The following is a 21,772-nucleotide window of genomic DNA, read 5'->3' as shown; positions in this document are numbered from 1 at the left end:
GAGTGTTGCGTTTTAGTTTCTAACAATAGTGATGTAGCCTTTAAATGGAGCGATGTTGGTTCCAAACTCGAGGATGTAGTAGTACGTGTCTGAAGCCAATGGCGTACCGTTGTAAGTGCCATCCCATTCGTTGGCATAACCTTTTTTGGTGTATACTTTTCGGCCAGATCGGTCGAAAATGGTCAGGGTATTGTTCGGATAGTAATCGATGTTCTGGATCACGAACTTATCGTTTTTGCCATCGCCGTTAGGGCTCATGATGTTGAGGGCCTTTACCTGATAATCGTCTTGTACCTGAATGGTAATGCTCTGCGTAGTGGTACAGCCCGAAGCATTGGTTCCGGTAACGGTGTAGGTAGTGGTTTGTTTTGGCCTGATGGTTAAATTGGCACTTCCTTGTCCGGCAATTACATCTGTTTGTGGCGACCAGGTATAGGTATTTGCGCCGCTGGCCGAAAGTACGATAGCGGTACCTTTAGAAATTACTGCCGATGAAGTATTGCTCGTGATAACCAGAGCGGGCAAAGCATTGATGATTACGGTAGCTGTTCCGCTTTGCGCCTGATTGGCATAGGCATCGGCTACGCTAATCAAAGTATAGACGAATGTCCCTGCAGTATTGGTAGGCACGTTTAAAGTAGCAGTAGTGTTATTGGTGGTAATGGTTCTGTTTGCGCCACCGTTAACCGTATAGGTAAAGGTGTAAGGCGCAGTTCCGGCCGCACCGGTAAAAGTAACCACAGGAGAGGCGCCATTCAAGCAAACCTGTCCATTTCCGGCTATGGTAGCAGTTGGCAACGGACGTACAACTACAGTTGCTGTTCCGGTTTGTGCCTGTCCACAGTTGGCATCGCTTACATTAACCAAATTATAGGCAAATGTACCTGCTGCATTTGTCGCGACAGCTACGGTTACGCTATTGCCACTGGTCGTAGTTACGGTTTTGTTGGTGCCACCGTTAATGTTGTAAGTAAAGGTATATGGTGCGGTTCCATTGGCGCCGGTAAAGGTAATTACTGGTGCCGTTGCATTCACGGTAACTGCTGTTGTACCCGAAATGCTCGCGGTAGCCAAGGTGCGAACGGTAACTGTTGCCGTACCGGTTTGCGCCTGACTGGCATTGGCATCGGCAATACTTACCAAATTATAGGCAAATGTACCGGTGGCTGTGGTTGGTGCAGCTACGGTTACGCTATTGCCGCTGGTGGTAGTTACGGTTTTGTTGGTGCCTCCATTAATATTGTAGGTAAAAGTAAAAGGAGCTGTGCCTACAGTAGCTGTAAACGTAACGTTAGGTGCTGTTGCATTTTGACAAACGGCGGTAGTACCGCTGATATTGCCAACAGGCAATGGATTAACCATAATTGTTGCGGTTCCTGTTTGCGCCTGACTGCAATTGGCATCACTTACACTAACCAGGTTGTAGTTAAAGGTACCCGCAACCGCAGTAGATGCATTAAGCGTTACGCTGTTGCCACTGGTTGTGGTAATGGTTTGATTGGCACCGCCATTTAGGTTATAGGTAAAAGTATAAGGGGCGGTTCCATTGGCTCCGGTAAAAGTAATTACTGGTGCCGTTGCATTAACCACAGTTGTGGCAGTACCCGCAATAGTGGCGGTAGCCAAGCTGTTTACAGTCAATTTAAAGGTTCTGCTGACATTGTCAACGCCACCAAAATCGGTGCCGCCGTTATCCATTACCTTAACGGTGATGTTAGCTGTGCCACTTACATTATTTTTAAGATGGTAGGTTACCGTGCCTTTGTCGGCGCTGGTCGTTTGTGCACTTAAAACATCAAATAAGTTAGCATTGTCTGTAGTGACAGCTAAAGTAGTGGTTTGACTGGTTTCTGGGCCTGCCGAAATACCGGTTAAAGCAACGGTTTGGTTGCTCTGACTGTAGCAAATGGTTTGATCTGTAATGGTATTCAATGTTGGTGCGCCATTGCCAAACAAATACCTCGACTTGATAGGGTAGTGGTCGGTGGTGGTGTTGGCATAATTGGTGACCAGGTTTTTAGCACCATCTATAACTTCGGCTGTGCCTGGAATATAATTGACATTGAGCGCTTTGGTAATGATAACGTTATCGATAACCGTAGGGAAACCCGCTGTCGATTGTTTTCCGGCTAAGCTTAAAGGCAGGGTGATGGGAAAATAATTGGCCACATCGTTAGTAAAATCCGAATAAGAGGTGCCTGTTCCGGCCGGCATTGGCGCAATGGTTTTGTCAGCATCCAATACATCGTTAAAATCGCCCAAAATCAGTACTTTTTTGCCGGCAAGGTTGGCATCTAGCCAGGTTTTGAACTGCAGGTTGCCCCCTTTTCGTCGGTTGTAGGCATCAATCTGGTCGGCTGTTGTACCGGTATTGGCCTTGGCGTGGATTTCGATAAAGGTTACGGTATCTTTTTTGCCGTTAATGGTTACCTCGGCTTCCATGGCAAATGGGAAACGGCCTGACGACCAGTTTTTGTATGGCGTACCGTCTACGCTGGTTGATGGTACAGCAGGATTATAGGTGTCTTGCAATACGCCATAAGTCCTCAATGGCTTAATGATATCGGTACGGTACATGAAGGCCAGTTTCTGAGCCAAAGTGTAATCTGGATCAGATTTGTTGTCGGCATAAGAACCGAACTCGCTAAAAATTACGCCATAACCAGCAGGTAATACCTTGGTTCTGAAAAGCGTGGTATCAACCACTTCGGCGAAGCCATAAATATCGGCACCAAGGCTGTTCACAACGGTTCTCACGTTAGTGGCTTGGAGCTGGTCGTCGTTTGGTGCCTGGGCCGGACTGCCAAACCACTCGATGTTCCAGTTTACCACCTCCAAAGTATTGGCTATATCGAAAGTGTTGCCCGATAAGGCTACCGATTTATTCGCACTGCCCGGTGTAGCTATGGTTACATTGCCATTGTAGGTGGTGTTAACTGCTGTTGGCGAGAATTTGGCATAAACGGTTTGTGAAGTATTGTTAATGCTTGCCTGGGTATATGTTAGCGTTGAACCAAAAGTGCCACCGCTGGTTTTAGAAATAGTGAAATTGGCAGGAGCAGTTAAGGTTACATCGCCGGTTAGGTTGCCCGCAGAAAAGCCAAATGTACTTTCGGCCGAAGTTGTGCCTGCCGCTTGGAAACCAAAACTTAAACTTGATGGCGACACGGTAATGTCAACAGGTGGCGGTGTAGCCGAATTGTTTACGGCGAAATCGTCAACTGTCCACCTGCTGGCCGATGAAGTGGTAGAAGTATAAACAAAAGCCACATAAACTGGTGCAGCCTTGTAAGGCGTTAAGTCAATAAAGTCTGATTTGGTCCAGGTGTCTGTAGCGGTTTCAGGAAACTTTCCATCTAAATCAACCCATGTGGCTGCGCTTGGATTGCCACTACCTGTGTAATTGGTCGATATTTTGAGTTTCAATTTATCGCCGGCAAATGCAGAACGGGTCCAGAACGATAATACTGCATAGTTCATGGCCGATAAATTCAAAGCTGGAGAAATCAGCCAATCCTCATTTTGGATATTGCCTCCGGCATAACCGTTTATTTGCAATGCATTGCCTGTACTGGCTTTTCCGGTTGCATCGCTCGGGTCATGACCAAAAGTACTTACACAGCCCCAGGTTTGGGCACCGGCAACGCTATATTGATAAAAACCATCTGAAAGGGCCGAACTGCCAGCTGTAGTGCAGTTTTCGAAGTTGAATACGGTTTGGTTCGGATCAACACCAGCACCACTAAGAGCAAGGTTAACCGTGGTGGCTCCAGCGCTGCTGTGAGCCAACTGAACCGCGGCATTGCCAATAGCAGTTGGGCTAAATTTTACATACAGGGTTTGACCAGCCATGGCTTCTGCCGCTGTAAAACTTGTCGAATTAGAAAAAATAGCATTGTCTTTCGAAATGCTGAAAGGTGCGTTAACCGATATACTTACATTATTGGTCAGGTTAGCCCCAGCTAGCGTATAGGTTTTGGCTGTTGAAACCGTATTAATGGCCTGGCTGCCAAAGGCCAAACTGGTTGGCGTAACACTAATGCTGGCTGCAGAGCTGGAAATAGGTTCTGTGACGGTAGAGTTTTGGGGATTTGGCGTACTTACTACAAAATCGATGCTGTTATCATCGCTATCAAAACCATTGCCCGCAAATTCGTCTGTACCTCCAATAGCCATGGTAGCTGCTGTTGATGCCGCGTTGGCCTTGCGCTCTGCCGATGTAGAGTTGGTGGTTGCTGGCGCCGGACCACTGCCTTCGTAGCCATTTGCAGTGCCATAACCAACCAAGTCTACAATGTTGGTACCGGTTGGATTAGCTCCGGTAAGGGCAGTAGTACTGTTGCTCAATGCCACTTTTCCTGCTGTTCCTGAAAGATTTAAACTACCTGTTGCATCAGGTATAGGCAAATTTTGGGTACCTCCAGCACCTGCTGCACCTTGAACTAAGTAAAAGCCTTTGGCTTTAATGGTGCCAGACAAGGCAGTAGTTGACCAATTGCCTGTACCCGTAGCACTGGCATATTGGACCGACCAGCCCGTTAAGCTAATATCGGCATTGGTTGGGTTGTATAATTCGATAAAGTCGTTTTTATAGGTTGCGCCACTGTTGCCTCCGCCTCCATATACTTCGCTAATGACCACGTGGTTGGCGCCTGTAGGCTCCATAACCGTCGAGTTTTGAGGGTTAGGTGTTTGCGCTACAAAATCGGTATTGTTGTTGTCGGTATCGTAACCGTTGCCGGCAAACTCTTCCGTGCCTCCTGCAGCTAACGTAGTGGCCGTACTGGTAGCGGTTGCCTTTCTTTCAATGGATGTAGTGTTCGTGGTAGCTGGAGTAGGTCCAGTGCCTTCAAAGCCATTGGCTGTGCCAAAACCTACCAAATCGATAATTTGCGAACCCGTAGGCTTGATGCCGGTTTGAATAGCGGTTGTATTGGCTAATAAAACCTTACCTGCTGTACCCGAAAGAGCTAAAGTTCCAACCGCATCGGGGGTAGGCAGGTTAGTTGTTCCTCCGGCTCCGGCTGCCTGTTGGATCAAATAGAAACTTTTGGCCGGAATGCTGCCGCTTAGTGGTGTGGCTTGCCAATTACCCGTACCTGTAGCACTGGCATATTGTACCGACCAGCCCGTTAAATCAACGGCTACATTGCCCGGATTGTATAATTCGATAAAGTCATTTTTATAGGTGGCGCCACTATTGCCACCGCCGCCATACACCTCGCTAATCACCACATGGGCCTGAGGAGCTGGAGGTGTAACACCTGTACCCGAAAGCGCTAATGTAGCGCTATTGGCATTTGTACTTACATTAAGCACATTATCTGTAGAAGTTACAGCGCTTGTCGGACTGAAACGTACATAAACAGTCGGGCTACTACCAACTTCTGTTGTAGTATAAGTAATCGATTGGCTAAAAGTGGTGTTGTCTTTCGAAACAGAAAAAGGAGCAGAGGTACTTACTGTTACGTCATTGCTTAATCCAGTGCCACTTAATATATAGCTTTGTGATGCCGAATTGGTACCGGTATTTTGGTTGCCAAAGTCGAGCGATGCCTTGCTGGCATTTACGGTACCACTGATGCCAGTACCGCTTACGCTCACGCTCACATCTGCAGCTCCTGTACTTGAGTTCACCACGGTTCCGTTGGCTGGTCCGCCGGCAGTAGGGCTAAATCGTACGTAGACCGTTGGAGAGGCTGCCGCTTCAACAGCCGTATAGCTAATAGAAGAACTGAATGTTGTGCCATCTTTCGAAACGGCAAAAGGAGCAACTGTAGTAACGCTAACGGCTGCTGTTAAATTGCTGCCATTTAATACATAGGTTTGTGCAGTGGTTGTGGAGCCTGTATTTAAGCTGCCAAAAGCCAAAGCGGTAGGGTTGGCATTTAATGTAGGGGTACCTGTACTGACGTTTGATAACGTTCCGCTAATTGAAAAGCCATTTGTACCACTTGAAGAGGAGTTAAATCCCCAGCCCCCCGTAGTAGTTTGTCCGCTTGCATAATAACGTAAGGTTACCGTAGTGCCTGCCGGTATGTTTTGAAGGTCTGTAACACCAGAAAGATTGGTAGAACTGCTTAAGCTGGCGGCTAAAATAGTTGCTGGAGTGCCAATTAATGTAAAATTAGTGCCATCCAAACTATAGGCAAATTGCGAAGAGACACCAGGAGATGCATAGAACGACGCAGTTCCGGCAAATTTGGCGTCAATGCTGCTCAAAGAAAGTCGCTTTCCGGTAGCTGCGGTCAGCGTGACCTGGAAATAATCTGTATTTGCCGTGCTGATACCATTGTTTTGGAACCCCACTGTTCTAAATGAATTGGCTCCTGCACTTGCGGCTGCGCCTGTACCACGAGTGAGTACCGGAACAGAAGCCAATCCAGGATCTGAACTATTGGCAGTGGAGGTAGCCACCTGGTTTTGCCCCGTAAAGTCCCAACTTGCGATTTGTGCGCAAACATGCAAGGGTAAATAGCAAATGGTGGCAAAAAGAAAAAAGAGTAAAAGTTTTCTCATATACATTAATTTAACAAGCAAATGTATACGCAAAAACTAATTTTCAATGTTAAGTTGTTGTTAAATAATCATTTTGTGGAAAACTAAAGATAATCTTCAGATGATTTTAACGTTGCATAAATTCTTTGAAAGCAGGCGCGCAACGGAATTTTATTTCAAAATATAGCTCTTCTGTTAAAATAGGCTCATTACCTACTAAATTTACTTATACTTCCCATGTGCCCAGACAACTTAACAAAAAATGAACAAATCAATGATCGATAAAAACCTGCTCTCCAAAAAAGACAATAGAATCATAATGCTAGTGTTCGGTATACCCTTTGTATTTTTCTTGTCTTTTGCCATATGGTCATTTGCCACCATGGAGGATAAGGGAGTTGTAATGAGAAAAGACGACCTGGCTGAGCATTTTAATGGGGTAGTAGATAGTCTGTATATAGAAGAGCAAAATCACAGCGTAAAAGTCGCGCTACTTAACAATGGCTATAAATATTACATTTTTCGCCCGTGGGAGCCGAACATCAGTGTTGGTGATTCTCTTTCGAAGAAGATAAATACTTTAATGGTAGAAGTTTTCAAGTCCAATCATCAAAAAATGATTCTGAGTTATGAAGATAGGTATAGGAAAGATGATAGCCGTTAACTTGTATGGGCTAAAAATAATCCTCAATATTTCCTTTGCCTTCACGTACCACCTCAAAATCCCCACCTGTACAGTCAATTACGGTAGAAGCTTCGTTGTCGCCATAGCCACCGTCAATCACCAGATCAACCAGGTCTTCGTATTTTTCGTGGATCAGTTCCGGATCGGTAGAATATTCGATCAATTCGTCGTCATCTTTGATAGAGGTAGAAATAATAGGATGGCCAAGGGCTTCTACAATCTGCCTCGCAATGTTGTTGTCGGGTACGCGTATGCCCACCGTTTTTTTGTTCGAGCTCAGCAGCTTGGGTACATTGTTGTTGGCGTTGAAAATAAAGGTAAACGGACCTGGGAGTGCCTTTTTCAATACCCTGAAAACCGTAGTGTCTATGGGTTTGATGTAATCTGAAATATGCCTCAAATCTGAACAGATAAAAGAAAAGTTGGCCTTTTCTGGCTTGATGCCTCGGATGCGGCAGATTTTTTCGATGGCCTTTTGATTGGTAATGTCGCAGCCCAAGCCGTAAACCGTATCGGTAGGATAAATGATCAATCCGCCTTTTTGCAGTACCTCCACCACTTGTTCAATGGCCTTCGGATTCGGATTTTCAGGATAAATTTTGATAAGCATATGTAAAAATAACAAAATTACGGCGCTGCTTGTTTAACATCGTAAGATTATAATTACATTTAATAGACGGTTCATGCTCGCTTAGCGTTAAAGCATTTGCTACTTTTGGACCAATCGGTTTGTATTGATTTCAAAATTTTAGAAACAGCATTAAGACGATAGATTATGAGAAAAGCTTTTGTTGCCATTGCCGCATTCCTGGTGGCGCTCACCATTATGTTGGGACTTACTTATGCACCCCTGTGGTGGTTGTTTATCTTTACCGGACCTTTTGTGGTGCTTGGTGTATACGATTTGTATCAGCCTAAACATAGTATCGTAAGGAACTATCCGGTTTTTGGTCGCCTCAGGTATTTTATGGAGGAATTGAGGCCTAAAATCTATCAGTATTTTATAGAAAGCGATACCAATGGCAAGCCTTTTAGTCGCCTTAACCGCTCGCTGATCTACCAACGCGCCAAAAAAGACAATGATACCATTCCCTTTGGCACCCAATTAGATGTTTACGAAAACGGCTACGAGTGGCTGAGCCATAGCATTGCCGCCATTAGCCACCACGAACTGGATTCCAATCCACGGGTATTGGTGGGTGGGCCAGAATGTACCCAGCCTTATTCGGCCAGTATTTACAACATATCGGCCATGAGCTTTGGTTCGCTGAGCCAAAATGCCATTCTTGCGTTAAATGGCGGTGCCAAAATGGGCAATTTCGCGCATAACACTGGCGAAGGTGGCATTAGCGATTACCACAGCGGACCGGGCGGCGACCTGATCTGGCAAATCGGAACGGGTTATTTCGGCTGCAGAAACCACGACGGCTCTTTCAATTACGATGCCTTTGCAGAAAGATCTAAAGCGCCTAACGTAAAAATGATCGAAATCAAGCTTTCGCAAGGTGCCAAGCCAGGTCACGGCGGTATCTTGCCGGCTAAAAAAGTAACGCCTGAAATTGCCCGCATCCGTTTGGTAAAAGAGGGTTTCGATGTAATTTCGCCACCTGCGCACACCGCATTTTCTACGCCGATAGAAATGATGGAGTTTGTGAAAAAGCTACGTACCCTTTCTGGTGGCAAACCCATAGGTTTTAAGCTCTGCATCGGTCGCAGGAGCGAATTTTTTGCCATCTGCAAAGCCATGATCGAAACCGGTATTTATGTAGATTTTGTTACCGTTGATGGTGGCGAAGGTGGTACCGGCGCCGCACCGCAAGAATTTTCTAATGCCGTAGGTATGCCATTGCGTGAAGGTGTTGCTTTTGTATACGATGTATTGAGTGGCTTCGGGCTAAAGAAACATATTAAAATCATTGCTTCGGGCAAGGTGGCTTCCGGATTTGATTTAGTGAAAAACATTGCCCTCGGTGCCGATCTATGTAACTCGGCCCGTGGTATGATGTTTGCCTTGGGCTGCATCCAGGCATTAGAATGCAATAGCAATACTTGTCCAACTGGTGTGGCTACCCAAGATCCTAGTTTGATGAAGGGCTTGGTGGTAGAAGACAAAACGGTTCGCGTATTCAATTTCCATCAGGCTACCGTGCAAAGCGCGGTCGAATTGTTGGGCGCGGCAGGCTTACGCCATCCTTACCAGCTTACCCGTGCCTACATTAACCGCCGTACTTCGCAAAACATGATGCAGAGCTATATCGAAACCTTTCCTTACATACCAGAGGGAAGTTTATTGCAAACGCCTTATCCTTTGCAGCACGAATTGGGCATGGCCTTGAGCACATCGGCCAGTTTTGCACCCACCGATTACAAAGTTTCATTGGTCGATTACCAGCATGCCAGTGCGCATCACGAGTAAAAGTCGATTTTAAACAGTATAAATCCAAATGGCTAAAACAATTTCTAAAGACTTCAAGATCATTCCGTTATTGTTGGTCTTGCTGTCTTTTTATTACCTCGCAATTTTTGATAAACAATACCCCAAGCTGGTATTTGTGTTAATGGTACTTTCAATTGTTTTTTTGTATTTCTATATCATCAGGGGCAATTTATCACTTAATCTGTTCAAAAACATCAGAAAACAGGAGGGAAGGATTTTGTTTTTTCTGGTAGCTAATGCGGTGCTGCTGATTGCAGTGATGATAGAAGAGCTGGAGTTTGATTATAAAAATCTCGCACTAAACATTGCATTTATGGCGATGAAAGCTGTTTTTACCCTGGAGATTTTGGTAGCTTACCTCATTAATTTTGCTAAGCCTGAAGAGCCTGCGCTTTTAGAGGATCACTAAGGCAACACAAAAGAAAATAAAAACCCGTTCTGCAATTTACAGAACGGGTTTTTTATGCGAAAACTGGCAAAGCCGTGGTAGCCTGGGCTTAAAACTCGGCTCCTTTAGGGAATCTCGGGAAAGCAATTACGTCTCTGATGTTGGTCATGCCGGTTACGAACAGTACCAGGCGCTCAAAACCCAATCCAAAGCCGGCGTGTGGCGCCGAACCGAATCTGCGGGTGTCTAAATACCACCATAGTTCCTCTTCCGGAATGTTCATTTCAGCCATGCGCTCGGTCAATTTGTCTAAACGCTCCTCGCGTTGCGAACCACCAATCATTTCGCCGATGCCCGGAAACAGGATGTCCATAGCGGCTACGGTTTTGCCATCGTCGTTCATGCGCATGTAAAACGACTTGATGTCTTTTGGATAATCGGTTAGGATTACCGGTTTTTTGAAGTGCTTCTCTACCAAATAGCGTTCGTGCTCCGACTGCAAATCTGCACCCCACTCGTCAATCAGGTATTTGAATTGCTTTTTCTGGTTCGGCTTCGACGATTTTAAGATCTGTATCGCTTCGGTATAAGTTAAACGCTCAAAATCGTTGGCCAAACAGAAATCGAGTTTTTCCAGTAAAGAAAGCTCGCTTCTTTCTTGTTGCGGCTTTTGTTTTTCTTCTTCCAGCAACCTGTCGTTTAAGAAAGCCAATTCGTCTTTGCAATGGGTCAAGGCATAATTGATAACATATTTCATCATGTCTTCTGCCAATTGCATGTTGTTTTCCAGGTCGGCAAAGGCTACTTCTGGCTCAATCATCCAGAATTCGGCCAAATGGCGCGTGGTATTTGAGTTTTCGGCCCTAAATGTTGGTCCGAAGGTATAAATTTGTCCGAAAGCCATAGCCGCCAATTCGCCTTCCAGCTGTCCAGAAACGGTCAGGTTGGTAGAACGGCCAAAGAAATCTTCCTTAAAGTCAACTTTTCCATCTTCGGTGCGTGGCGTATTGTCGAAATCCAAGGTGGTTACCCTGAACATTTCTCCAGCACCTTCGGCGTCGCTGGCGGTAATGACCGGCGTGTGCATATAAACAAAGCCCTGTTCGTTAAAAAACTGATGGATGGCAAAAGCCAAGGCATGCCTTACCTTAAAAACGGCATTAAAAGTATTGGTACGAAAACGCAGGTGTGCTTTTTCCCGTAAAAACTCCAAGCTGTGTTTTTTAGGCTGCAAAGGATATTCTTCTGCATTGCTGTCGCCCAATATTTCAATGTGGCGGGCTTTGATGTCAACCTTTTGGCCCTTGCCCAATGATTCGACCAAAGTGCCCTCAATGGCAAGCGCGGCGCCTGTAGTAATGCGTTTAAGCAATTCTTCGGGCGTATTGGCAAAATCTACTACAATTTGGATATTGCCCATGCAAGAACCGTCGTTTAAGGCTATAAACTGGTTATTGCGGAAGGTACGTACCCATCCCATTACTTTAACTTCGGTGTTAAATGCAGTAGACTGCAGCAGGTCTTTGATTTTTTCTCTCTTGATCATTGCGAATTGCTTTATAAGGGGGTCAAAAATAAGGATTTAAACCTAAATCCCGATGGCTTTTGTCCATTGTTTTTTATAAAATACATTTTTTCTTTGTGGCGAAATATGTTTAAGTTTGCTTTCCGCTAAATCCTTATTAAGTTTTGCAGATTCTCGGTAAAAAGTTAGATGGCAGTCGACTTATCGGTACACCTGAATTGTTTTCTTTAGAAGAGAGGATATTCAATACCGTATGCATCATTGCCTTCATTACCATGTGCTTTGAGGTGCCGTTCAATTTTTTTATCGGCTTGGCGGTTCCGGCAGGTCTTTGCATCTTTGGCGTAGTCTTTTCGGCCTACATGTATTACCTCTCTCGCTTTAGGCGGAAATCGTCTCTGGGCATCAAAGTGTTCTGCATCGTCTGCAATCTGGCTTTTGCCATCAACTATTTCTATAATTCGGGCGTTTACGGGCCTAACCTGTTGCTGTTCAGCCTGGTTTTTCTGATGGTTATTGCGGTAATCCCCAAAACACACTTTAAGATTTGGATTCCGATCAACATCTTGCTGGTATTTGTCATTTTGACCGTTGAGTATTTTTATCCAAATGCGGCGCCAGACGTATACATCGGTCGCCTGAGCAAGGTAATCGATTTTGGGGTGACCTATTTCGTCGTGGTTATTTTAACCTATTTTGCCATTAGCTACATCAGGAAAAATTACGATGCCGAGCGTTTTTCTGTCGATGAAAAGAACAAAGCCATCGAACAGCAGAAGCTGGAGCTGGAAAGGATCAATTCTGAAAAAGACAAGTTGTTTTCGGTAGTGACGCATGATATCAGGATGCCGCTCAACTCCATACAAAGTTATCTGGAGCTATTAGACGGAAGCGATTTGGGCGTAGAGGAACGTGCCCAAATCAAAAAGCAGCTGCTTCAGGTTACAAGAGATACTTCTGCTATGGTTACCAACGTGCTTTCTTGGTCTAAAGCACAGATGGCTGGCTCGAGAGTCGATTTGGCGCCTGTGAATGTAAAAGATGCGCTGATGAGCGGCCTGAATATCGAAAAGAGCATTTCGCAGCGGAAAGGAGTGAGGCTTGAAATTGTTAGTGAAGACAACCTGCACATTATTGCCGACTACCACATGTTTCAACTCGTGGTGCGCAACCTGGTGAGCAATGCCATTAAATTTACCGAAAAAGGAGGTCAGGTTATGGTAAGCGCAAAACGAATAGCCAATGTTGGCTGTATAGAGGTTCGAGATAACGGATTGGGTATCAGTAAGGAACGACAGCATAAGCTGTTTCAGCTTAAGGCTTCGTCAACTTACGGCACCAATAAGGAAAAAGGGGTGGGCCTAGGCTTGTTGCTGTGCAAGGAATTTACCGATTTGCAGGGTGGCACCATTGCATTCGAGCCTAATGGCCATAAAGGCTCTGTTTTTACGCTTAGTTTCGCCTTAAGCGCTAATTAAGGGGCAGGGTTACATAAAAGCTGGCTCCTGTGTCTTTTCCTTCACTGGCGGCCCATATCTTGCCCTTGTGCAATTCAATTAATGTTCTTGCGATAGAAAGGCCAACACCATGGCTGTATTCCTTGTGGGTTGGAACAGCGCTCAGTTTTGCGAACTTGATAAACAGTTTGTGCATATCAGCTTCACTCAGGCCCTGGCCTTCATCTTTAAAAACAATCATCAGGTTTTCGTCGGCCTTGCTCAGTTCGATGTAGATTTTAGTATGCGGGTAACTGTACTTAATGGCATTGCTCAGTAATTGGGCAAAGGCATCGTGAAGCCTCTTGGCATCTCCAATTACAAGGGCGTTAGTGGTGTTGCTCAGTTGCACGCTCAGGTGTTTTTGTTGTATCCTTAGCTCAAAATCACGTATCACAAGTTCCAGTAAGTCATGTAGGTTTACCTCCTGCATGTTGAGCCTGAAGTTACTGTTTTCTAGCTGCGAAACTTCCATGGCTTGATCTATCTTGGCCAAGATGCTGCCGGTGGCTGTTTTGATCCTGTCGGCAAAATTATTAACGATATCGGCATCGTCTATTTTCTTTTTGATGATTTCTGTGGCCAACGAAATGGTGGTATTTGGATTTTTGAGGTCGTGTGCCAGTTTGTTGGTCAACTCGGTTTGTACAGAGGCGACCAGTCTGGAACTTAGGCGCATTTCCAGCACATCGATCACTAAGGCGGCCAGCGATTGCAGCATTTCCAATTTTTGTGTTGCGATTTCCTTAGGCTTTTCATCGAATACGCTCAAGGTACCAACGGCAAGGCCTTCGGGACTGAGCAAAGGCACAGCTACATAAAAAGCAATTTGGTTTGCCGCTAAAAAGGGATGATCGAATATTGCTTGTGTTGTTGACGCTTGATTAAATAAGGTCAATTCGTTGGTTGAAATGGCCAGGGCAGCCAGGCTTCCTTCGCGTGCGATACCGTCTGTTCCGAGCGGACCTACATTGCTTTTGATAAAAACGCTATCGTGGTCTATAAAGCAAAGTTGCGCCATTGGCACCTCTAGTAGCTGTGCTGCTAAATGGGTAATCCTGTCGAATGGATTTTCGGGCGGGGTTTGTACAATGCTATAGTCGTGAAGCTTTTGAAGGCGAAGATGTTCGTTCGTCGGAATGGCAGCTGATGGGGTGTTTTTCATAGAGCCTACATTGCAGGTATCAGTTCTTTACAAAGATAAAAAATGGATTTGTTTTTAGGTGTTTATGTTTTAGTAGGCTTTTTTGAATTTAAATTTGAATTTTTGATCATTTTTTGGCTTTTATTATGATTTTTTTGATTTTATTTTAAATTTATTATGTTTTTTTTTGATTTGTTGTGTTTTTGATTTGTTTTTAGTGAGTTTTATTGTTTAATTTTTATATTTTTTTGTTTTTGATTTATTTATTTAATGATTTTTCAATAAAAAAACATGCGAAAAAATATTTTTTATGATTTTTTTACAATATTTATTTTATATTTGTGGTGTTCATACAAAAAAGTACATTTATATTTGGTTTGATTAAAGCTCTGGTTGGATGACCAGAGCTTTTTCATTAAAAAAATGATTTTTTAGCCTAGAAACTTAACTAACCTAACAACTATAACCAAAAAGACCAGCTCGATTACTCGGCTGGTCTTTTATTTTAAGGCTAGATGTTGAAGCCTATCCTTAATCTTTATGTTTTATTAAGCTAATACTTTGCTTACCAAGTCTGCTGCTTCTTTTAAAGCAATGGCTGAGTAAACTTTCAATCCCGAATCGTCGATCAGTTTCTTCGCTTCTTCGGCATTGGTGCCTTGTAAACGGCAGATGATTGGAACTGGTACATTGCCGATTTCTTTATAAGCATCAATTACGCCTTGAGCAACCCTGTCGCAACGTACAATACCTCCAAAAATATTGATTAGGATGGCTTTTACGTTTGGATCTTTCAAGATGATGTTGAAAGCGGCCTTTACGGTTTGCGCATTGGCCGTACCGCCTACGTCTAAGAAGTTGGCAGGCTCGCCGCCGGCAATTTTAATGATATCCATGGTTGCCATGGCCAAACCAGCGCCATTTACCATACAGCCCACGTTACCGTCAAGCTTTACATAGTTCAGGTTGCTTTCGCTGGCCTCAACTTCTGTAGGATCTTCTTCGGTTTTATCGCGCATAGCGGCGTAGTCTGGGTGACGGAACAAAGCGTTCTCGTCTAGATTTACTTTAGCATCCACTGCAATGATTTTATCGTCGCTGGTTTTTAGAACCGGGTTGATTTCGAACATGGCAGAGTCGGTTTGATCGTAAGCTTTGTACAATGCGGCAACGAATTTAACCATTTCTTTGTGCGCGGCACCGCTTAAGCCCAGGTTGAAGGCGATTTTGCGCGCCTGAAAGGCTTGCAGGCCAACTTTAGGGTCAATTTCTTCTTTGAAGATCAAGTGCGGCGTGTGTTCGGCCACTTCTTCGATATCCATACCGCCTTCGGTACTGTACATGATAATGTTAGTTCCATTGGCACGGTTCAACAAAACGCTCATGTAAAACTCGCTGGTTTCAGACGGACCTGGATAGTATACGTCTTGCGCTACCAATACTTTGTTTACTTTCTTGCCTTCGGGGCCTGTTTGAGGGGTTACCAGTTGCATACCCAAAATATCGGTTGCTCTTTGTTTAACCTCGTCTAGGTTTTTGGCCAGCTTTACGCCACCGCCTTTGCCTCTGCCACCTGCATGGATTTGGGCTTTAATTACAACCCAGTCAGAGTTATAGTCGGTTTTCATTTTTTTGGCGGCTTCAACAGCTTGGTCAACTGTATCGGCAACGATGCCTTCTTGGATGGCAACGCCAAAACTTTTTAGAATTTGTTTACCTTGATATTCGTGGATATTCATTGCTCAAAAATTTGCCCAAATCTACAATTTCAAAAGCTTTATGCCAATAGCAACCGCCTGATTTTTTAATAATTGTTGCTTTTGTGCTCGAGAAATTACAAAATGCCTAGTTAGGCAGAAATAAGGCTTGTCAAGTTGAAATTTGTCTTGCCGAAATAACCCTGCCATTTTTGAATTTTATCTCCAAGATATCCGGGTCTATGTTGCCAATGCTCGCTACAAACCCTATGTCGTAATGCCAAAGGTCTTCGTCGGCTTTATTGCTGCTTTCCTTGCCCAGTATAGCGATGACTTCTGACTTGTTTTTTCCGATAAGAACTTGGCTGTTGATGAGGTTTTTCGTAAGCTCGTATCTCTTATCGGGCTCGCTTTTCCATCGTTCCTGGTCGAAGTCGCGATTGGGATGGTAGGTCATCCCGGCAATGAGCAACATCGCTAGCCCTAAATAAACAGCTGGTGCACTTGCTAAGGTAAGCAACACGATGATTATTCTTTTTTTAACAGTGTTTTTGGCAGACCTGAAAACCAGGCTCCAAAACAGGCTTAGGCCCAAGGCCAAAAAGAACAGGATAAAATAAACTTCAATGCCCATGATGATGAGTTGGTGTTTTGCTACAGGTGAACGGATTCCTGCTGTATCCTAGTTGATAAAATATATAATGCCAATTTACTTCAGATTATACTAAAGCAAAGATAATCAGTGCCAAAATAATCAAGCTTGCCATGATGCCTTTGCCTGTTGACTTGTGCTATGGTTTACGGATGAAGGCTTAGCGTTCAGTTTTTTAATGGTCTTGCCGAATTTGGATTGCATTTTTTTCCAATAACCGGCAAAGCGTACATGCCCGGCCCTAAACAGCCTTTGGTGGGCAAACCAAACGGTTAAGATGGTGCCATAGTAAAAGCCGGTGTAAAAAATATAGGAAATTCCTCGGGCCAGCTTGGTTTTGTGCTGATAAATCAGGCAAAGGCGTTCCAGCTGAAAGTCGATGTGGGCCGCTTCGTCTATGAGGATATCGGTGCAGATTTGCTTCAGCAGCTTACAGGAGGTGGCATCCTTTAAGCATTGGTAAAAAACCTGAGCAGTGCTTTCTACGGTGATTACGGCAATGGTCCAGAATTCCATATCCGTCTGAAGTCCTCGTACTTTTCTGAACAGGCTATCGCCCCAATCTTTTTTAATTCTGGGTTCGCCGATGCGGTCGAGGTATTTGCCCAGGTTTTCGCCATGTTTTTGTTCTTCTTTGATAAACAATTTGATGGCATCCGTATAATGTGCATCGTTTAGTTTTTTGGCATGTTTGGTGGCCGCGTTGATCAGGTTGGTGCCTTCAGAGGTTTCGCCCAGTTGCCAAGCCTGTAGCGAGGCCAGTATTTCCTGTTTTTCGGTAAGGGTTAACGTAGGGCTGATGGACCAGTCGATCCGTTCTTTCTTGAGGTTCTGGTCAAAATAATCTTTCCAATAACGAGAAGTTTTCATGGTTTAGGTTTTAGGTCAGGAAAAGAGAGCGTTAATTTGAGGTAGCGCGTATCGATTTAGCTAAAATATTTTAATGAAAATATTGGTGTGTTTGCCAGTCGCGATAGTTCCACGATAACCAGGTTGTACGGTTGTAGCGCGCTTTGAAATCAGCAATCCTCCGGTCTAATCGCTTGTTAAAGGCCAGTTCTGCTTGTTGCTGTTCGGTCAGTTTTTCGGTTTGTGTGGTTTGGGCCGGATTGTTTACAGCCGTATCGATGGCAAATGGCCAAAACTCAGAATCCTTTAAGGCGCTGTACAGCAGTTTTCGGTTTTGGTCGAGCAGAGGAAGCGTTTTGTCTGAAAGATCGGTCAAATGGTCAACGTCTATAGCGGAAGCCTTTTGGTTTTTTAGGTTATATTCCACAATAAAGACATCCCAGTTTGCAAAACAGCAGACAAACAACAGCGCATACCAAACCATGCCGTTTACCTTGTAAAGGAAAAAGAAGGTTTTTCGTTGCGCTACTTTTAAATACACCGTAACCAACCCAACCGTACAGAGCATCAGGAAAACGGCTACACCAATCCGTTTATAGGTAAGTCCGTACATGAGCACATAGTTATAATCTCTCAAGCCGACAGAAAGCACCAGGAATGTATTTTGTACAATCCAAATGAAGGCCAATAACTTAAGCGTTTTGTTTTTGCGGTAAAAGTTAAGGTTGCCATTAAAGAAATAGAGGATAACGATCATGGCCAACACAATGCTGAAAATCAATATGTTCGTGCCGTCATGTAGTTCTGAGGCATAATGCGCCGCGCTTGCGTTTTGGGCATTTAGCCAAAGGGTGCCTAGGTCTATCAGATTCAAAAACAGCAACAAAAGATTAAGCATGGCAAAGCAAAGTATGCCAATGATGTTTTCTGTTTTAAGTGCAAGTTTGCTCTTGATGAAGCTGCCCAGGAAAAGATCGGCTAACTCATGAGCAAAAGTGTTTTTGTTGCGTTTGCGGTTACGTACCAGCTGCTCCTTGCACTTGAGTTCGAGCGCCTCAAAGCCATTTCCCTTCAAACCAAGCAAAATAGCCGCCGTAAACAAGAGGCCGATGATGAGGTGGATGACACGTTCAATGCTGAGGTCTGCAAAGAAGAAATTGTAAGTGTTGGTAAAGAATACGGATAGGCCATTGGTAAACTGGTTCAGGTATTGGGCAAAAACCTCGTTTGCATTGCTGTACAAGGCCGTGAACAGCAAAAGCACCAGGATGGGCAACACTACATACTTAACAGGTTTGGCCAAGGGTTTAAGCGAAAAATTGCCGATACGGATATTAATCAGCCGCTGGATGAGGTTGAATGGCGAGGTAAACAGTTGCATCAGGAAGGAAATAATGGCGGTAAAAACACTCCTGATCAATTGTGCATGGGCAAAGCCCACAAACACGGCCAAACTGATATACCAGGTAAATACGGTAAGGACCGACTGGTTATAAACCACCAAAATACCGGCCAACAAGTGCAAAGCGCCCAAGGTAAACAGCTTGCGGCTTTTAGGAATTCCTTTGTCGAGCAGCAATGCGATGCCGCTGAATACCGAGTAGAGGAGGAGGTTGAGCGCCATTTTTTCCATCCAGAAAAGAAAGGTAAAAAGCAGTCCGCCAGCAACAATGGCGAGCAGTTTGAAATCTAATTTTTGTTCCATTTGAATAGGATATTGAAGTTTAAAGATTAAGCGCAAGGGTTGCGCAGGTTAGCGAGAGCGGAATGTTAAGGAGCATAATGCCCATCGAAATGAGCAGCTGCTTTCGGTCTTTGGCATTGATTAGCAATTCGATAAATAGCGTCAGCAGGATAATGCCATTCACAATGGCGGCAACAACCAGATAGAATAAGCCGATGGGCATCAATGCCTCGAAACGGCTAATGCAAAAGAGCAGGAAAATGCCTATTCCGATAATGGCCGAATATTTGGCCGTCTGTTTGCCGGTCTCGGCTGCGAAGTTTTGGTTTGGTGGTTTCATTTTTAAAAGTGCTTTGTAATTCAAAGTTAAAGTTCAAAAAAAATTAAATTCCTTTGATCATTTTTTCCAAGGCATCTAAATGCGCCTTGAAATGCTGCTTGCCCAAATCTGTAATCATGTAGGTCGTATTGGTTTTTCGGCCGATAAAGGCTTTTTGTACCTTGATATATGCTGCCTGTTCCAAGGTCTGCAGGTGTGAGGCCAGGTTGCCGTCGGTTAGCTCAAGCAGCTGTTTCAGTTCGTTAAAGCTGACGCGCTCGTTCACCGTCAATACCGACATTACGCCAAGCCTGATCCTGCTGTCGAATATTTTGTTTAAAGCCTCTATCGGGTTTTTCATCTCTTCAATTTTTGTTTTCAGTGGCGGTGAAGCCTTCCTGATTTAACCATTCATTCCGTTGCGCGATCTTGAAAATAGGATGGTTTCATGAGCTAAAAATCTGTTCAACGGGTTATTGGGCTCTTTCGTATTTAAGGTACATGATAGTGCCGTAAATAATATGCAATGCGCCAAAGCCAATGGCCCAGAAATAAAGGCCGTAGCCAATATAGAATGTAGCGATAAGGCCCAAGACCACTTGGCAAATGCCCAAAACGCGAATATCCGAATAGGTGTACTTGCTGGCATTGATCAGCGCCAGTCCATAAAACAACAAGCAGAGCGGGGCAATAAGGCCAACGCTGTTGGCGTATTGAAACAGCAGGGCAAGAATGAACAGGCCACCGGCAACCAGCGGAATGGCCAGGTTAATCACCAGCATTCTGGTGGTTCTGTCCCAAATAGGAAGTTTTTTCTTTTTGCTTTGCCTGTAGGTGAACAGAAATCCTCCCATGAGGGCTATAACCAACACCAGCAGGCCCAATTTCAACAAGTTGAATTCGATGGCTATATCCGCATCAACGCCATAACCATAAGCGCCAGTGGCGTAGGCTTCGAGTTCCCTGTATGCGAAAAAAGCGCCTCCCAAGGCCGTTAAGCCTGCAAATACGCCAGATAAGCCACTTAGCGAAATAAACCGGGAAGAGCGGTCCATCAATTTTCTAATATCGCTTAGGGCATTCAGTTGTTCCTCTTGGTTGCTCATGCTAAAAGTACTTTGTTTTTCAAAGTTAAATAGAAAAATCAAACCTGCAAGTTTTTTTCGAAAAAAGGAGAAAGGCAATTGTTGTGGCAGCTGGCAAATTCAAAATAGCCTGTTCCTAATTTATAAAATAACTAACTTTGTCGCATGCTAAAAGCGACAGGAATAAAGAAAGCCTACGGAAGCCTTCCCATTTTAAAAGGAGTGGATTTTGAAGTGGCCCAAGGTGAAATTGTAAGTATCATAGGCGCTTCAGGTGCTGGCAAAAGCACCTTGTTGCATATTTTGGGCAGCTTAGACAAGCCCGACGAAGGTACGGTTGAGCTGAAAGGCACCAAAATAAACGAGCTTTCCGGCGATCTGCTCAGCGTGTTCAGGAACAAAAACATCGGATTTGTGTTTCAGTTTCATCACCTGCTGCCCGAATTTACGGCATTGGAAAACATCTGTATTCCTGCCTTTATCGCAAAAAAAAGCAAGAAAGAAGCCGAAAGGAGGGCGCACGAACTGCTGGAGCTGTTCGGCCTCAACGGAAGGGCCGATCATAAACCTAACGAACTCTCGGGGGGCGAGCAGCAGCGCATTGCCGTGGCTAGGGCACTGATTAATAATCCTGCCATTGTGTTGGCCGATGAGCCTTCGGGCAATCTCGATTCGGTAAATGCCAATGCGCTGCATCAATTATTTATCAATCTGCGCGACAATTTTAGGCAGACTTTTGTCATTGTAACCCATAACGAAGACCTGGCTCAAATTAGTGACAGGGTAGTGACCATGAAAGATGGTTTCATTATTTAACATTAGAATTTGAAATTATTAATTACCGGCGGCACGGCCATTGCCGCATTGAAACTGCTCAAGGCCTTTGAAAATAAGGAAGCAGTATTGGCCGATTACGGAACGGTGCCGATGCTCAGATCAGCGGCTTATCAAATGATCAGCCTGGGCAAAAAAAACGAAGAAATTGTTGCGCACAACATCCTGAATATTTGCTTAGACGAGGGTATAACTACGGTTTTGCCCCTGTATAGCTTTGAAGTCGCTGCGCTTGCAAAAGCCAAAGTACTGTTTGGCGAATTTGGCATACACATCTTGTTGCCCGATGACCAAGCGCTGCCACTTTACTTTAGTGCAAACCAAACACCGAAATTAAACGATTGGGCGGTTTACGACTCTGGTAAGCTTTTATATGCCTCTAGCGACAACGTGGTTTGGCAAACGCCACAAGACAACCTAAACGGGGCTTTTGCCTGGGTCAACGGTCAACACTCATTAATTACCATTTAATTCAGGTT

General features: G+C 44.5%; 17 protein-coding genes. 6 read left to right on the top strand and 11 right to left on the bottom strand.

The window, feature by feature from the left end; genetic code table 11:
- Nucleotides 1–12: 12 nt before the first annotated feature.
- A complete protein-coding gene (locus tag AC6H1S_RS11260) occupies nt 13–6,519 on the bottom strand; it encodes a lamin tail domain-containing protein (protein WP_497563661.1) in 6,507 nt (2,168 codons plus the stop codon).
- Between the two features lie 253 nt (nt 6,520–6,772).
- Between AC6H1S_RS11260 and AC6H1S_RS11255 the strand changes: the two genes are divergently transcribed.
- Nucleotides 6,773–7,162, top strand: coding sequence for a hypothetical protein (locus AC6H1S_RS11255; RefSeq protein WP_497563660.1), 390 nt, complete (start codon nt 6,773–6,775; stop codon nt 7,160–7,162).
- Nucleotides 7,163–7,172: 10 nt separating this feature from the next.
- On the opposite strand, the gene AC6H1S_RS11250 is transcribed toward AC6H1S_RS11255, so the two are convergent.
- A complete protein-coding gene (locus AC6H1S_RS11250) occupies nt 7,173–7,793 on the bottom strand; it encodes an L-threonylcarbamoyladenylate synthase (RefSeq protein WP_199141716.1) in 621 nt (206 codons plus the stop codon).
- A gap of 165 nt (nt 7,794–7,958) precedes the next feature.
- Here AC6H1S_RS11250 and AC6H1S_RS11245 point away from each other — a divergent pair, with 165 nt between their 5' ends.
- Entirely contained in the window at nt 7,959–9,599 is a 1,641-nt protein-coding gene (locus AC6H1S_RS11245) for an FMN-binding glutamate synthase family protein (protein ID WP_199141715.1), read from the top strand.
- A 28-nt stretch (nt 9,600–9,627) separates the two neighbouring features.
- Entirely contained in the window at nt 9,628–10,029 is a 402-nt protein-coding gene (locus tag AC6H1S_RS11240) for a hypothetical protein (protein WP_497563659.1), read from the top strand.
- 88 nt (nt 10,030–10,117) lie between these two features.
- Here the strand turns inward: AC6H1S_RS11240 and asnS are convergent, their stop codons facing one another.
- Nucleotides 10,118–11,554 (bottom strand): asparagine--tRNA ligase, encoded by a 1,437-nt coding sequence (gene asnS / locus AC6H1S_RS11235; RefSeq protein WP_199141713.1) that lies wholly within the window; start codon nt 11,552–11,554, stop codon nt 10,118–10,120.
- 143 nt (nt 11,555–11,697) lie between these two features.
- On the opposite strand from asnS, the gene AC6H1S_RS11230 reads away from it, so the two are divergent.
- Nucleotides 11,698–13,011 carry an ATP-binding protein gene (locus AC6H1S_RS11230; protein WP_497563658.1) on the top strand — a complete coding sequence of 438 codons (1,314 nt, stop codon included), beginning with the start codon at nt 11,698–11,700 and terminating at the stop codon, nt 13,009–13,011.
- Here AC6H1S_RS11230 and AC6H1S_RS11225 read toward each other — a convergent pair.
- The 8 genes from AC6H1S_RS11225 to AC6H1S_RS11190 all read right to left on the bottom strand — a co-directional run bounded on the left by AC6H1S_RS11225 (nt 13,004) and on the right by AC6H1S_RS11190 (nt 20,480).
- A complete protein-coding gene (locus tag AC6H1S_RS11225; RefSeq protein ID WP_497563657.1) occupies nt 13,004–14,194 on the bottom strand; it encodes a GAF domain-containing sensor histidine kinase in 1,191 nt (396 codons plus the stop codon). The genes AC6H1S_RS11230 and AC6H1S_RS11225 overlap by 8 nt on opposite strands.
- Nucleotides 14,195–14,721: 527 nt before the next feature.
- Entirely contained in the window at nt 14,722–15,912 is a 1,191-nt protein-coding gene (gene sucC / locus AC6H1S_RS11220) for an ADP-forming succinate--CoA ligase subunit beta (protein ID WP_497563656.1), read from the bottom strand.
- 130 nt (nt 15,913–16,042) lie between these two features.
- On the bottom strand, nt 16,043–16,504 hold the full coding sequence (locus AC6H1S_RS11215; protein WP_199141746.1) for a hypothetical protein: 462 nt from the start codon (nt 16,502–16,504) through the stop codon (nt 16,043–16,045).
- Nucleotides 16,505–16,624: 120 nt separating this feature from the next.
- Complete coding sequence (locus AC6H1S_RS11210; RefSeq protein ID WP_497563655.1) at nt 16,625–17,392, bottom strand: ferritin-like domain-containing protein; 768 nt, start codon at nt 17,390–17,392, stop codon at nt 16,625–16,627.
- A gap of 70 nt (nt 17,393–17,462) precedes the next feature.
- Nucleotides 17,463–19,076, bottom strand: a complete 1,614-nt coding sequence (locus AC6H1S_RS11205) for a DUF4153 domain-containing protein (RefSeq protein ID WP_497563654.1) — start codon at nt 19,074–19,076, stop codon at nt 17,463–17,465.
- Nucleotides 19,077–19,095: 19 nt separating this feature from the next.
- On the bottom strand, nt 19,096–19,395 hold the full coding sequence (locus AC6H1S_RS11200) for a hypothetical protein (protein ID WP_497563653.1): 300 nt from the start codon (nt 19,393–19,395) through the stop codon (nt 19,096–19,098).
- 43 nt (nt 19,396–19,438) lie between these two features.
- The gene (locus AC6H1S_RS11195; protein ID WP_199141750.1) at nt 19,439–19,735 is read right to left on the bottom strand and encodes a winged helix-turn-helix domain-containing protein; all 297 of its coding nucleotides are present in this window, start codon (nt 19,733–19,735) and stop codon (nt 19,439–19,441) included.
- A gap of 112 nt (nt 19,736–19,847) precedes the next feature.
- Nucleotides 19,848–20,480, bottom strand: coding sequence for a hypothetical protein (locus AC6H1S_RS11190; RefSeq protein ID WP_497563652.1), 633 nt, complete (start codon nt 20,478–20,480; stop codon nt 19,848–19,850).
- Nucleotides 20,481–20,624: 144 nt separating this feature from the next.
- On the opposite strand from AC6H1S_RS11190, the gene AC6H1S_RS11185 reads away from it, so the two are divergent.
- Together AC6H1S_RS11185 and AC6H1S_RS11180 are read left to right on the top strand one after the other, a co-directional pair.
- Entirely contained in the window at nt 20,625–21,275 is a 651-nt protein-coding gene (locus AC6H1S_RS11185) for an ABC transporter ATP-binding protein (protein WP_199141752.1), read from the top strand.
- Between the two features lie 9 nt (nt 21,276–21,284).
- On the top strand, nt 21,285–21,764 hold the full coding sequence (locus tag AC6H1S_RS11180) for a hypothetical protein (protein ID WP_497563651.1): 480 nt from the start codon (nt 21,285–21,287) through the stop codon (nt 21,762–21,764).
- The last annotated feature ends 8 nt before the right edge of the window (nt 21,765–21,772 follow it).

This window comes from Pedobacter sp. TM02 (assembly GCF_059705275.1).
The sequence above is the reverse complement of the archived record's forward strand: the minus strand, read 5'-3'. Positions and strand labels throughout refer to the sequence as shown.

Excerpts from the sequence above, each read along its gene's own strand:
- AC6H1S_RS11260 (WP_497563661.1), bottom strand. The coding sequence starts at position 6,519 with ATGAGAAAACTTTTACTCTTTTTTCTTTTTGCCACCATTTGCTATTTA.
- AC6H1S_RS11255 (WP_497563660.1), top strand. The coding sequence starts at position 6,773 with ATGATCGATAAAAACCTGCTCTCCAAAAAAGACAATAGAATCATAATG.
- AC6H1S_RS11250 (WP_199141716.1), bottom strand. The coding sequence starts at position 7,793 with ATGCTTATCAAAATTTATCCTGAAAATCCGAATCCGAAGGCCATTGAA.
- AC6H1S_RS11245 (WP_199141715.1), top strand. The coding sequence starts at position 7,959 with ATGAGAAAAGCTTTTGTTGCCATTGCCGCATTCCTGGTGGCGCTCACC.
- AC6H1S_RS11240 (WP_497563659.1), top strand. The coding sequence starts at position 9,628 with ATGGCTAAAACAATTTCTAAAGACTTCAAGATCATTCCGTTATTGTTG.
- asnS (WP_199141713.1), bottom strand. The coding sequence starts at position 11,554 with ATGATCAAGAGAGAAAAAATCAAAGACCTGCTGCAGTCTACTGCATTT.
- AC6H1S_RS11225 (WP_497563657.1), bottom strand. The coding sequence starts at position 14,194 with ATGAAAAACACCCCATCAGCTGCCATTCCGACGAACGAACATCTTCGC.
- sucC (WP_497563656.1), bottom strand. The coding sequence starts at position 15,912 with ATGAATATCCACGAATATCAAGGTAAACAAATTCTAAAAAGTTTTGGC.
- AC6H1S_RS11215 (WP_199141746.1), bottom strand. The coding sequence starts at position 16,504 with ATGGGCATTGAAGTTTATTTTATCCTGTTCTTTTTGGCCTTGGGCCTA.
- AC6H1S_RS11210 (WP_497563655.1), bottom strand. The coding sequence starts at position 17,392 with ATGAAAACTTCTCGTTATTGGAAAGATTATTTTGACCAGAACCTCAAG.
- AC6H1S_RS11205 (WP_497563654.1), bottom strand. The coding sequence starts at position 19,076 with ATGGAACAAAAATTAGATTTCAAACTGCTCGCCATTGTTGCTGGCGGA.
- AC6H1S_RS11200 (WP_497563653.1), bottom strand. The coding sequence starts at position 19,395 with ATGAAACCACCAAACCAAAACTTCGCAGCCGAGACCGGCAAACAGACG.
- AC6H1S_RS11195 (WP_199141750.1), bottom strand. The coding sequence starts at position 19,735 with ATGAAAAACCCGATAGAGGCTTTAAACAAAATATTCGACAGCAGGATC.
- AC6H1S_RS11190 (WP_497563652.1), bottom strand. The coding sequence starts at position 20,480 with ATGAGCAACCAAGAGGAACAACTGAATGCCCTAAGCGATATTAGAAAA.
- AC6H1S_RS11185 (WP_199141752.1), top strand. The coding sequence starts at position 20,625 with ATGCTAAAAGCGACAGGAATAAAGAAAGCCTACGGAAGCCTTCCCATT.